We start from the raw sequence: 13,270 nt of genomic DNA, 5'->3' as shown, positions 1-13,270 counted from the left end.
AAGCAGATAGTCTGTCGTACCAAAAACTTTGCCGCTTACCATAACACATGCTGGTTAATTTTCTACTTTTTTGCCATTTTCATAGACGTAACTTGGTTTATACATTGTTACCAGCTCTTCTGCCATCGTTGGATGCACTGCCATAGTTTCATCAAAGATATCCTTTGTCAGCTTTCCCTTGAGAGATATGCCAATAAGCTGTGCCATCTCACCAGCGTTCTCCCCTAAAATATGAGCCCCCACAACAATACGACTTTCACCATCAACAATAAGCTTCATAAACATTTTCTCCGAACTCCCGGAAAGAACATTACGCATAGGACGAAAAACTGTACGATAAATCTCAATACGCCTATAACGATGAATAGCATCTTCTTCTGACAAACCAACCGTTCCAATCTCTGGCTGAGAAAAAACCGCTGTCGTGATTAAATCATAATCAGGTGTCGTGGATATATTCTCAAACACAGTCTTAACAAAACACATTGCATCATGGATCGCAACAGGTGTCAATTGAACATGGCCCGTTACATCACCAATAGCCCAAATGTGAGGGACATTTGTAGCCATCCTTTCATCAACAACAACTGCACCAAATTCATTTACTTGAACACCTGCCCGCTCGAGCCCTAAGCCTGTTGTATTTGGTACACGCCCCGTAGCCAACATAACGCGATCAGCACTAATCGTTTGTCCATTTGATAAAACAATATCATACCCCTCCTCCATAGCTTGAGCTTGTACTTGAGAAACTGTCGTTCCATAGATAATAGAAATCCCTTTTTCAATCATTGCAGTATGAAGCAACTGCCGCAAATCATAATCAAAGTGACGAAGAATCAAATCACCACGATGAAGTAGCGTGGTTTTCACACCTAATTCATGAAAAATATTAGCAAACTCCACACCAATATACCCCCCACCAACAATGGCTATTGATTTTGGAAGTTGTTCAAGATCAAAAATTTCATTGGAAGTAAGACACAAATCACCGCCTCTTATTGCAGTGTTTGGCACAACTTTAGCTCCCGTTGCAATCAAAATTTTTTCTGCGCTTATCCTCTCACCTGTTACCGAGAGTTCTACTGTATGATCATCCACAAAAACAGCACGACTTTCATAAATACGAACATTATTGTTCTGCAACCCCTGGCGATATAGTCCTTCTAATCTTGATATTTCCTTATTTTTAGCTGCAACCAACGTTTCCCAGCTAAAAGTTAGATTAGAATATTTCCAGCCAAAACCAACGCTCTTACTAAACTCTTTTGCATATTGTGACGCATAAACATACAATTTCTTAGGAACACAACCGCGAATAACGCAAGTTCCCCCTATACGATATTCTTCTGCTATAGCAACGCGCTTACCAAGTCCTCCCGCAAGGCGTGCAGCGCGCACTCCACCTGAACCGCTTCCAATAACGAATAAATCAAAGTCAAAAGATCCCACAAACTATTCCTTTTTATATGTCTACAATAATAGGCAATCGCTATTTACTATCAAATGAACGTCTTTTTGTTTCAAGCACCATGTTTTCTATAAAGACCGACTTTCTTTAATTAAAAATGGCGGGAATACCGCCACTTTTAAAAATAAACGAGGAAACGTGTACTATTTTAATAATATTAATCAAACTCTCATTTTTTATCTGCTGCAGTGCTCGGCTTTGTAGGCGCAATGGCGTTATTCAAATGAAGTATTCCAGACATTTCCTTTTTTACATTTTTTATAAGATCCTGCATAAGAACAGAACGCCATGAATCAAATGCAGAATAAGAATCGCGCGCAAGATTTGGAACTTCTGTTAAAAACTTTTTACCAGTATCGGAATTATAAAATGCCGTAATTGTGTCAAGTTCCTTTTGAGTAAAATACTTTGCATACACATGAGCAATTTCTTTTTCTAAATCAGACCGCCGCTTAGCCAAAGCAAGTGCCTGTTTATCAACAATATCAGAAATAGCAGTTGCCAAATTTGGATCATCCCTGATCAGTTCATCTTTGAGATCGCGTGCAGAATTTGGTAAAAAACTATCAAATTGATCCGTTGCACGAATGGCACTAATAGCCTTCCTCGCTGAATCTAAATGTTGATCGCTCACACCTTGTGCATGAGCTGTTCCAATATTTATAACCAAAACAGCAACTGCACCAAAATATACGACAAAACGTTGAAAAGAAAATATTGTTTTCATTTAATGATTATCCCGATATTAATTATAATTTAAATTCGTCATTTTATCCAAAATCTGCAACATCTATTTTATTATGCTAATATATCGTCATGTACACGGTCTTTTCTAAAAATCAAATGGTTCTAAAACTTTTATTTGACCATCAGCCATAGCGACAATTGCACGCGAAGCCAATCCTAAAAAAAGACCATGCTCGACAACTCCTGGAATTGCAAGGAGTGCATCCGATAATCGTTTTGGCTGCAAAATGCATCCCCAAGATGCATCAAAAATGAAGTGACCACCATCCGTTTCAAAAGGATTTTCTCCATTCATTCGTAATGCAATCTCTCCAGAAAGTCCTAAATCCTCAGCTGCTTTTTCTATAGCTCTACGTGTAGCATGCATACCAAATGGATTAACTTCAATCGCCAATGCAAAAGCACCAAGTGTTTTTACCATCTTTGTTTCATCAGCAATAACAAACATTGCACGAGATGCCGCTGCTACAATTTTTTCATGCAACAACGCCCCACCTCCCCCTTTAACGAGAATCATCTCTGGACCAATTTCATCCGCCCCATCAATAGTAAGATCTAATTCAGGCATTTGTTCTAAAGTAGCGATAGGCACCCCAAATTTACGACAGAGTTGTTCAGAATACCGTGAAGTAGCAACACCAGTCACACGTAGCCCCTGTGCAACACGTTCACCAAGAAGGTGAATAAATTCATTTACTGTCGAGCCTGAGCCAATACCAAGCCGCATATCATCCTCAACAAACTCAAGCGCTTTAACAGCCGCCATTTTTTTTAACTGCTGAATATTCATCAATTACTTTACCTTCACCAGACAGCAAAATTTATTACAGATTGATACTAAAAATAGCCTATTGCCACAATCTGCCATAGATTTGTTCGTCATCTTTTGGTTAAAAATGTTCTCATTATTATAAATAAATAGAATAATTAACAACTTTATCTCTTTATAAAATTTATTGACAGCTCTCTTATCCAATAAGTATTGTTTAGCATCTCTCTGTTGATCAAAGTACACTGATAAAATGCTCCTTTAAAAGTATAAATTGTCTAGACATCGAAAAATTGTCTGTTTTTTGAAAGATTGTGAACAATAAGTAAGTTTTTCTGAAATTGATAACTCTCCGAACACTATACACAAGATACCAAAGCATAATCAGAAAAATATGCCTGTCATTTTCTGTTCTGTTTCTGCTCTTCTATATAGAGATGTCGAGAATACGATAAATTATGCAATTTTTGTGCATACTGCCTGTGCATGTTCCATGGTCTATAAAACCCCATAGAAGACCAAATGATTTTCCCACTTTTCGTCATCATCACACTCCCTCTTGATAACAATTGCTCAGGAGTAAATATTATTTTTGTTTTCTTGTTGCATGTTGGATTGTTTATTGCAAATGGCTTAACCATAATGTCTGCCTCTATACATTGACTTATTTCTCTACGCAAAACAACCACTTTTAGCCCATTCTCTAATAAAGACGTACACACATGATTATCACATACGAATTGTTCATGAAATGCAGGACCATATTTCGTTAATTTGATCATTTCATTTATGCGAAATGATTTTTCCCATAGGGATGTTGTAAATTTAGACACATGGTAACGGTCAATATATAATTTTCTTTCATTGATAACACCCACAAGCTTCATATTCTCTGCTATAATGAGTTGTATAGGTGAATGCACCCAATAAACATAAATACCAAGAAAAATAAAAAGACTAAAAAAGAATCTGATAGATGTCTTGCAAAAAGACAACCCAACCAAAGCGACACTCAATAATACCAACGCAGATGGCGGCACAAATCCAGGATTCAAAGCAGGAGAAATGTCTCTTATAGAGTGAGCAATTTTTATCACAAGGTCAACACCAAAACCCATAACTTGGAGTGGTAACCATTCAAGCCCCCAAAACATTGCAAGGACTGCGATTAATCCAAAAGGTATGATGATGATTGATACTACTGGCAAAGCTAAAACATTGCTGATGACGCTAAAAAATGCAAAATTGGAAAAATGATAAGCAGCGTAAATTCCACTGGTAGTCCCTGCCACAAAAGAAGATACACATATTGAAATAAACGATAAGAATACAAAATCGATCACTCCAGCTCCAACATAAGATGGGGTGGTTTTTCTTTTACGAAAATGTGACTTTCCATTCCACCAATCGAAAGATGCAATCAAAGCTGCGGTTGCGGAAAAAGACATTTGAAAGCTGGGACCTAATATTTCATGTGGCGTAACAGCCAAAGTGATCAAACCCGCGATAGAAAAATTGCGCATTGTTAGAGCAGAACGATTACACAATACAGCAACCAACATAACAGCAATCATCACAAAACTTCTCTGTGCCGATACAGCGATCCCAGATAATAGCAAATAAAAAGCTGTCATCATTAATGCAGCAATAGCAGCGAATTTTTTAGCGGAATAATAGGATGAGAAAACTGGGAAAAGCGCTAGAAAACTACGGATACTCACAAGAATTAGGCCACTCAACAGAGCCATATGCAAACCTGATATTGATAAAATATGCGCTAATCCAGCCGTACGCAATGCTTCATTTGTGTCATCTGAAATACCGCCCCGCTGTCCCGTTATAAGGGCAGCCGCAACGCTACCTTTTTCCCTATCAATCGCTATACGGATTCTTTGTGTCATATTCGTCCGTAAATTTTCAATTTTTGTTAAGACTCTATCTAATATTCTATCGGACTGTGAAACTGGTACTTTAATTGGTTTTCCTAGATAAAATCCTTGAGCACCAATTCCTTTAAAATAGTTATGGAAACTAAAATCGTAACCTCCTGGACGGACCGGCCCAGATAGTGCACGGATCTTGACTTTCCCATAGAGCCCATCACCAATTGCCAAGCCATATGGTAAATACCTTGCTGACAAACGAACACGATTAGGACCATGGTGTAATATTGGCTTTTCCGTGCTCAAAACATCTATAACTAAACGAAATCCTCCTCTTTGTCTTGTCTCAATAGAAATAACTCTCCCCGTTAATGTGCTGACAATATCACCGCTTAACATTGGTGTAGAGAGACGCCACGTTTCTATTTTGGCAGCCAAAGCGCCCAATACAATACAAAACAGAAATCCCACTGTAAGCCATACTCTCCGGTGAAAACGTAAAACATACAATATTCCTCCGAAGATACTCACCAAAGCACACAATTGCCCCCAGCTTGGCTCTCGCTCTAAACTAAAATAAAAAATGATGCCTATGGAAAAAAAGACTAAAACTAAAGAAAAAAGAATTCCAAAAGAGATTTCTTTGTTTATGCAATCTACTAACCACTTCCCCCAAGAAGCCATAGCTTCTTTTAAAGGTGTAAACAAAAAAAATTTTTGTTTGTTACAACTGTTGTTATTTGCATTATTATAAAGTGCAGAAAAAATATCATGCCATATCAGAATCGATTTTTTTCTTTCTGACTCACTGCTTATGGATAAACCCCTCTTCACTTTATTTTGATTAAACATCCGCAAATCCCCACTTTACTTGCAATGCGGCTATTGCCCCCCCTATTATCTATTGCTAACATAACCTTTTCATAAAATTCTACAAATAACATTTTAATTTTAAAGGAAGAGATCCGTGTCTGCTATTACCCGCTTTGCTCCCTCACCAACAGGATTCCTTCATATCGGAGGTGCTCGTACGGCCCTCTTTAATTGGCTTTATGCCAAACATACTGGAGGTAAAATGCTGCTACGAATTGAAGATACAGATCGGGAGCGTTCAACAGAAGCAGCTGTAAAAGCCATTATAGATGGCTTGCACTGGATGGGGCTTAGCTATGACGGAACCCCTATTTCACAATTCGAACAAGCAGAACGCCATCGCCAAATTGCTAAGCAATTGGTCAAAGATGGAAAAGCTTATTATTGCTATGCTTCTCCTGAAGAGTTGGCTGAAATGCGTGAAAGTGCCCGCGCAAAAGGTCACCCACCACGTTATGATGGACGTTGGCGCGATCGTGATATTTCTAAAGCCCCTAAAGATATCAAACCTGTTATCCGCATCAAAGCACCACAAGATGGAGAAACAATTGTGCACGACCGCGTTCAAGGTGATGTTCGCTTCCCTAATAAAGATTTAGATGACTTTATTATTTTGCGTTCTGATGGCTCACCTACTTATATGCATGCCGTTGTCGTTGACGATCATGATATGGGAGTAACACATATCATACGTGGTGATGATCACCTCACAAATGCAGCACGTCAAACAATCATCTTTAATGCAATGGGATGGGATATTCCTGTTATGGCACATATTCCACTTATCCATGATGAAAATGGCGCCAAATTATCAAAGCGGCATGGTGCACTAGGTGTCGACACTTACCGGGCAATGGGATACCTTCCTGCTGCTTTGCGAAATTACTTAGTCCGTTTAGGTTGGAGTCATGGTGATGATGAACTTATGTCAATCGAAGATATGATTTCCTGGTTTGATATTGATGATATTAATAAAAGTGCGGCGCGCTTTGATTTCAAAAAGCTCGATGCCATCAATGGACATTATATACGCATGAGCAATGATCAAAATCTTTTTGATGCTGCTCTTACTATTTTACCAGAAATTGAAGGTGGATTGAAAATAATGGAAAGGCTTGATGAACAACGCCGTACCCAATTTCTAGCAGCCATACCACATTTGAAAGAACGTTCAAAAACATTGAGAGAACTCATTGACAATGCCGCCTTCATTTTTACGCAACGACCACTACGACTTGACGAAAAAGCACAAATATTCTTAGACAAAAATGGTCTATCCATCTTAGAAGGTATCTTTCTTGCCTTGAAAGCATGTCCAAATTGGAATACAAAAACCTTGGATGAAACTCTTCGATCTTATGCACAAGCACAAAACCTAAAGTTTGGAGCTATTGCCCAACCACTTCGCGCGGCTCTTACAGGACGTACAACATCGCCAGGAGTTTTCGACGTTCTTGTTTTATTGGGAAGGGATGAATCTCTTAATCGCATCAATGACCAACTTGTCACGGCTACGCTAACAACAGATACATAAATCTATCTAGCTAAATAAATATTCAAATACAAATATCTTAACACAAACTAAAGACTCTACTTCATCTTAAATATTTGAAAAATATAACTTATTTCCGAAAGTTGTAAATAAAAAATATTTTTTAGATTGCATGAGAAAACTTTTAGGGTAAATCTACCCTTTAATATCGGAAGAAAGGCTTCAATCATATGTCTTCCTACCTGATAAATCAACATCTTGATTTTAGGAGTAAAGGATCTGAAAGGAATATCTAATGTCTGAGAATAATGCACACATTACAGTGAATAATAAAAAAATAGAACTCCCAGTAGGTAAAGGTACTCTTGGTCCTGACGTTATTGAAATTTCTTCTCTCTATAAAGAAACAGATACCTTTACTTATGATCCTGGTTTTACCTCAACTGCTTCTTGCGAATCAAAAATTACTTATATCGATGGTGATAAAGGGATATTGCTTTATCGCGGTTATCCTATCGATCAACTAGCTGAAAAAGGAGACTTTCTCGAAAGCTGCTACCTTTTACTTTACGGTGAACTCCCAACAAAACAAGAAAAAAATGACTTTGACCGTTGTATTACGCAGCACACAATGGTGCATGCGCAATTCGCGCGATTTTTTCATGGATTTCGTCGCGACTCACATCCTATGGCTGTCATGCTTGCGTGCCTTGGAGCGATGTCTGCATTCTATCACGACTCTATTGATATTACAGACCCTCAACAAAGAATGATTGCTTCTGTTCGCCTCATATCAAAAGTTCCAACTCTTGCTGCTATGGCCTATAAATATAGTATCGGACAACCATTTGTTTATCCACGTAATGATCTTAGCTACTCTGCAAATTTCCTTCGTATGTGCTTTTCTGTTCCTTGTGAAGAATACCAAATAAATCCTATACTTGCTCGAGCAATGGATCGAATCTTTATTCTCCATGCTGATCATGAACAAAATGCCTCTACATCCACTGTACGCCTTGCAGGATCATCAGGGGCTAATCCATTCGCATGTATTGCAGCAGGCGTTGCATGCCTTTGGGGGCCAGCACATGGTGGAGCCAATGAAGCATGCCTAAAGATGCTCCAAGAAATAGGTTCTGTTAAGAGAATTCCTGAATTCATTGCACGTGCAAAAGATAAAAATGACCCGTTCCGCCTTATGGGATTTGGTCATCGAGTCTATAAAAATTATGATCCACGTGCAAAAATCATGCAACAAACCTGCCATGAAGTTTTAAAAGAACTCAACATTCAAGATGATCCACTTCTTGATATCGCTATAGAACTTGAAAAAATTGCCTTGAATGATGAATATTTTATTGAAAAAAAGCTCTACCCTAATGTCGATTTTTATTCTGGCATTACATTAAAAGCTCTAGGCTTCCCAACGGAAATGTTTACTGTTCTTTTTGCATTAGCACGCAGCGTCGGCTGGGTTGCACAGTGGAAAGAAATGATTGAGGATCCTGCACAAAAAATTGGGCGACCACGTCAACTCTATACAGGTTATGCTCTACGTGAATATATTCCTATAGAAAAACGTATAAACTAAAAAATAAAATACCCCTTCAATAAAGCTTCAATTTATTGGAGCTTTATTACAATGACTAAATATCTCAACGTAAAAGTGTGTTTTACAAACCTTGATTTTAAAACCCTTTCTACAGTTATAATACCACCATAGAAGTTGCAAAAAATTGATGATTTTCTTTTAATAAATCAATAAAATCCAAAATGATCTCTTTTATATCAGAAAGATCTTTATCAAAAAGAGAGAAAATTTAAACTTATGATCCTCATCCTACGAAATTAAACATCTTCCCTATCATTCCCTACGCAGGTTTAGAATCATTATCACGGAATGTACAAAAACTCAGTAAAATTAAGAATTTTTCCTCTCCCCCTACAGCATCACAAAAAATTATCAAAGTTTTCTTTATAATTATACAAAAAATAATTCTTATTCCCCTTCAGCCGATTAAGAAAAAAGAGGAAATACAAACTTAAAAATTTCTCTATACAAAATGATACTTTACCAATGAAGTGCTTAAGAAAGAAATATTCTAGACTCCCCCTATCAAGTCTTCTTTTTAAAATTAATCGTTCGCAAGACGCTTTCTTACAATAAAAAGATTCATATTTATCATAAAACCCGTTGATCTTTAGATTCCTAGATATCTAAGAAGTCTTAGACTCCTAATGAGGATAACGATCATTTACTTTTGTTTTTTTTATAATTAAATTTAATAGGATTTTTTTCAAAGAAAAATTCTGTATTTTTTGAATAAAAAGATCGTCCTGTGATAAATAATCCTGCAACATAATCAATGAGATATTTATTTCTTCTCCATATATATTATATTGCGTACTTGTTAAAATAAATACTTTTTTGATAACAATATCCATTACAATAATAGCAAAATGGACACTCATAAATTTTTTGCATTGCTCCAGAAGAACTTACAGATTATAAAAATATATGATAACCTTATATTTTCTCGCTTATCTAATAGGAGAACATAATGAAATTATTAGCAGTAGCTCTTATAATAAGCGCAACATTGTTCACCGAATTGGTCAGCGCTCAAACGTTAAAAATTGCGAGTGACGCTTCCTATCCCCCATTTAGTTACATCGACTCAAATAACGAACTCCAGGGATTTGATATTGATATATCTTATGCACTTTGTAAAAAAATGAATGTCGAGTGCACTATCATCACCCAAGACTTCGAGGGAATGATCCCCGGCCTTATTGCAAAAAAATATGATGCTATCATTTCTTCCCTCGCTCCTACACAAGAGCGCTTACAAAAAATTGACTTCACAGATCCTTATTATAACACAGCGCTCGCTGTAATTGTGACAAAAAGTTCAGAAATTAAAGAGATCTCGGCAGATGCCTTTAAAGGTAAAAATCTTGGTGTGCAATCAAATACAACACAAGCTGCCTACGCAGAAGATCATTATGCTAATGAAGGTGTGAATATTAAGCTTTATCCTACAGTAATAGAAGTTAATCGTGATCTTTTAAGCCATCGACTTGATATGATTATCGTTGATAAACTGCAGGCACTAAATTGGCTTGAAAATGAAGGAAAAGATTGCTGTAAACTTCTGGGAACTCTGGAAGAAACAAAACTTCCTATTGCAATTGCAATACGCAAAAATAATAATGATCTTAAAACTAAATTCAATAAAGCACTAAAGAAAATACGCTCGGATGGGACTTATGATAAGATTATGAGGAAATATTTTAAATCTGATATTTATTAAAATTAAATACATTATTAATTTATAAAGAGTATTTATATTTATAAAATATGACATATTTTTATATATTTCTTAATATGTAATATTTTTATGATACTAATTAAAATATTTTATTTTCTTCCTAAATTTTGAGTTTATACTTGAGATTTATAACTTTTTTCAAAGTAAGAATTTATATTTTTTTAAATAAAACAATAAAGACAAATCATCTCATAAAAAAGCCGTATTATAATCAATGAGATACTTATTTCCTTTACAAGTTTATCATATAATATTAATAAAATAGATAATTTTTTATGATAATGCCCATCATAATGATAGCAAAATAGAAATAAATTTTTTGCATTGCTCCAGAAGAACTTACAGATTATAAAAATATATGATAACCTTATATTTTCTCGCTTATCCAATAGGAGAACATAATGAAATTATTAGCAGTAGCTCTTATAATAAGCGCAACACTGTTCATCCAATTAGCCGATGCAAAAACGCTGAAAATTGCGAGTGAAGGCTCCTATCCCCCATTTAGTTACATTGACTCAAATAATAAACTTCAAGGGTTTGATATTGATATATCTTATGCACTTTGTAAAAAAATGAACGTTGAATGTACTATTAACACTCAAGATTTTGAGGGAATGATTCCCAGTCTTCTTGCAAAAAAATACGATGCTCTCATCGCTTCTCTCGCTCTCACACAAGAGCGCTTACAAAAAATTGACTTCACAGACCCTTATTATAACACAGCGCTCGCTGTAATTGTGACAAAAAGTTCAGAAATTAAAGAGATCTCGGCAGATGCCTTTAAAGGTAAAAATCTTGGCGTGCAATCAAATACAACACAAGCTGCCTACGCAGAAGATCATTATGCTAATGAAGAGATAAATATCAAACTCTATCCTACCACAATAGAAGTCAATCGTGACCTTTTAAGCCATAGACTTGATATGATTATCGTTGATAAACTGCAAGCATTAAATTGGCTCGAAAATGAAGGAAAAGATTGTTGTAGACTTCTAGGAATTCTGGAAGAAACAAAATTTCCTATTGCAATTGCAATACGCAAAAATAATAATGGCCTTAAAAATAAGTTTAATCAAGCGCTAAAGGAAATCCGTTTGGATGGAACTTATGATAAAATTATGAAAAAATATTTTACATCTGATATTTATTAAATATCAATCTGAACTAAAATTGAGCAAACTGTTTATTTCTAAAAAACATTATCTAACTCTTTTTGAGGAGCGCAAGAATGATGGAAAATTTAGCATTGCTATCATTTAGCAATGGGGGGTGGGGTGTTGTTATACTTTCTAGTGCAGGAATGACATTATCGTTGGCTTTGTGCTGTGGGCTCTTAGGACTTCCTTTAGGACTTCTAACTGCTGTAATGATTCGATCCAATATTAAAATAGCTAAAGCTATAGCAATTCTTTTTTCATCAGTGTTCCGTGGTCTACCCGAGCTTTTAACTTTATTTTTAGTTTACTATGGCTTGCAAAATATTATTCAAACTGTTCTTGATTATCTTAATATTGAAATAATGTTCAGTATCAATGCGTTTGTTGCTGGTGTTCTTGCACTCAGTATGGTTCTTGCAGCTTTTTCTTGTGAAGTTTGGCTTGGAGCATTCAACGCATTTGATAAAGGTCAATATGAAGCGGCTAAAGCCTTAGGGCTTTCATACTCAACTACATTTTTTCGTATTGTTTTTCCCCAGCTCATTCAAACTTCTTTACCGGGACTCTCTAATAATTGGCTTACTTTACTCAAAGACACATCCCTCGTATCAACTATTTCACTTGTTGACCTTATGCGACAAACAAATTTAGCAGTTGCAGCTACCAATAAACCTATGCTGTTTTATCTTGTAGCATGCTTACTCTATTTGTTATTTTCAGCGTTCTTTTCTGCAACCCTGCGCTATCTGGAAACATACATACAAGGAAGATATCGAAAGGTATTGAACTCATGATTCCTGAGTGGCTCTATTTTCTTTTTAATCCTGCTCTTTTAAACCGTTATGGTCACAAATTTATTGAGGGCTTTATTGTTACTGTTGAGCTTGTTTTTATTGCTTGCTCTCTTGGTTTTGCTCTTGGTATGGTTATCACATTTGCGCGCTTATCAAATAATAAGTTTTTAAAATATTTTGCACGCGCTTATGTTTATTTTTTTCGCGGATCTCCTTTATTAGCTCAGCTTTTTCTTTTCTACTATGGTCTTGGTTCAATGAACGACTTCTGGCAACAAATCGGTCTATGGTGGTTCTTTCAAAATGCATGGTATTGCTGTCTTTTCATCTTTACACTCAATTCTGCTGCCTATCAGTCTGAAATCTTTAAAGGAAGCTTTCTTTCAGTAAAGACTGGGCAACGTGAAGCAGCAAAAGTATTGGGGTTGAAAAGTTCTGTAACATTTTTTAGAGTTATTCTTCCCCAAGCAATGATTATCGCATTACGTCCTTTAGGAAATGAACTGGTCTTAATGATTAAATCCAGTGCTATTGCTTCACTTATCACTGTTTATGATTTAATGGGAATTGCTAAACTGACTTATTCACGCACATTCGATTTTCAAGTTTATGTTTGGGCTGCTCTTATCTATCTTTTTATCGTCGGGCTCATTCATTGCTTTATCGTTCTTATCGAATGTCGGTTCACCCGACATTTACGGTAAACAAAAATGATCACAAAAACATTTATAAAAAATATTAAACTTATC

Annotated in this window: 10 protein-coding genes; 6 read left to right on the top strand and 4 right to left on the bottom strand. The window is 36.1% G+C overall.

The window, feature by feature from the left end:
• Positions 1-54 precede the first annotated feature (54 nt).
• The 4 genes from gor to HNQ69_RS05320 all read right to left on the bottom strand — a co-directional run bounded on the left by gor (position 55) and on the right by HNQ69_RS05320 (position 5,722).
• Positions 55-1,452: a glutathione-disulfide reductase gene (gor, locus tag HNQ69_RS05335; RefSeq protein ID WP_183229034.1), complete on the bottom strand. Its 1,398-nt coding sequence runs from the start codon at positions 1,450-1,452 to the stop codon at positions 55-57.
• Between the two features lie 188 nt (positions 1,453-1,640).
• Positions 1,641-2,198, bottom strand: a complete 558-nt coding sequence (locus HNQ69_RS05330; protein WP_183229033.1) for a DUF2059 domain-containing protein — start codon at positions 2,196-2,198, stop codon at positions 1,641-1,643.
• 105 nt (positions 2,199-2,303) lie between these two features.
• Positions 2,304-3,008 (bottom strand): ribose-5-phosphate isomerase RpiA, encoded by a 705-nt coding sequence (rpiA, locus tag HNQ69_RS05325; protein WP_183229032.1) that lies wholly within the window; start codon positions 3,006-3,008, stop codon positions 2,304-2,306.
• 380 nt (positions 3,009-3,388) lie between these two features.
• Positions 3,389-5,722, bottom strand: coding sequence for a ComEC/Rec2 family competence protein (locus HNQ69_RS05320; RefSeq protein WP_183229031.1), 2,334 nt, complete (start codon positions 5,720-5,722; stop codon positions 3,389-3,391).
• 115 nt (positions 5,723-5,837) lie between these two features.
• On the opposite strand from HNQ69_RS05320, the gene gltX reads away from it, so the two are divergent.
• From gltX to HNQ69_RS05290, 6 genes are all read left to right on the top strand, one after another.
• Positions 5,838-7,277, top strand: a complete 1,440-nt coding sequence (gltX, locus tag HNQ69_RS05315; protein ID WP_183229030.1) for a glutamate--tRNA ligase — start codon at positions 5,838-5,840, stop codon at positions 7,275-7,277.
• A gap of 253 nt (positions 7,278-7,530) precedes the next feature.
• On the top strand, positions 7,531-8,826 hold the full coding sequence (gltA, locus tag HNQ69_RS05310; protein WP_183229029.1) for a citrate synthase: 1,296 nt from the start codon (positions 7,531-7,533) through the stop codon (positions 8,824-8,826).
• A gap of 970 nt (positions 8,827-9,796) precedes the next feature.
• Positions 9,797-10,549 carry a transporter substrate-binding domain-containing protein gene (locus HNQ69_RS05305; protein ID WP_183229028.1) on the top strand — a complete coding sequence of 251 codons (753 nt, stop codon included), beginning with the start codon at positions 9,797-9,799 and terminating at the stop codon, positions 10,547-10,549.
• Positions 10,550-10,968: 419 nt separating this feature from the next.
• Complete coding sequence (locus HNQ69_RS05300; protein WP_183229027.1) at positions 10,969-11,721, top strand: transporter substrate-binding domain-containing protein; 753 nt, start codon at positions 10,969-10,971, stop codon at positions 11,719-11,721.
• Between the two features lie 77 nt (positions 11,722-11,798).
• Complete coding sequence (locus HNQ69_RS05295) at positions 11,799-12,521, top strand: ABC transporter permease (RefSeq protein WP_183229026.1); 723 nt, start codon at positions 11,799-11,801, stop codon at positions 12,519-12,521.
• Complete coding sequence (locus HNQ69_RS05290) at positions 12,518-13,225, top strand: ABC transporter permease (RefSeq protein ID WP_183229025.1); 708 nt, start codon at positions 12,518-12,520, stop codon at positions 13,223-13,225. The genes HNQ69_RS05295 and HNQ69_RS05290 overlap by 4 nt, the downstream gene beginning before the upstream one ends.
• Positions 13,226-13,270 lie beyond the last annotated feature (45 nt).

The sequence above is a fragment of the Bartonella callosciuri genome (genome assembly GCF_014203215.1).
Lineage (GTDB): Bacteria > Pseudomonadota > Alphaproteobacteria > Rhizobiales > Rhizobiaceae > Bartonella > Bartonella callosciuri.
Note: the sequence above shows the minus strand (reverse complement) of the source record. Positions and strands in the feature narration are given on the sequence as shown.

Bases quoted from the DNA above. Each gene is read 5' to 3' on its own strand.
- rpiA (WP_183229032.1), bottom strand. From the start codon at position 3,008: ATGAATATTCAGCAGTTAAAAAAAATGGCGGCTGTTAAAGCGCTTGAG.
- HNQ69_RS05290 (WP_183229025.1), top strand. From the start codon at position 12,518: ATGATTCCTGAGTGGCTCTATTTTCTTTTTAATCCTGCTCTTTTAAAC.
- HNQ69_RS05330 (WP_183229033.1), bottom strand. From the start codon at position 2,198: ATGAAAACAATATTTTCTTTTCAACGTTTTGTCGTATATTTTGGTGCA.
- HNQ69_RS05300 (WP_183229027.1), top strand. From the start codon at position 10,969: ATGAAATTATTAGCAGTAGCTCTTATAATAAGCGCAACACTGTTCATC.
- HNQ69_RS05305 (WP_183229028.1), top strand. From the start codon at position 9,797: ATGAAATTATTAGCAGTAGCTCTTATAATAAGCGCAACATTGTTCACC.
- gltA (WP_183229029.1), top strand. From the start codon at position 7,531: ATGTCTGAGAATAATGCACACATTACAGTGAATAATAAAAAAATAGAA.
- HNQ69_RS05295 (WP_183229026.1), top strand. From the start codon at position 11,799: ATGATGGAAAATTTAGCATTGCTATCATTTAGCAATGGGGGGTGGGGT.
- HNQ69_RS05320 (WP_183229031.1), bottom strand. From the start codon at position 5,722: ATGTTTAATCAAAATAAAGTGAAGAGGGGTTTATCCATAAGCAGTGAG.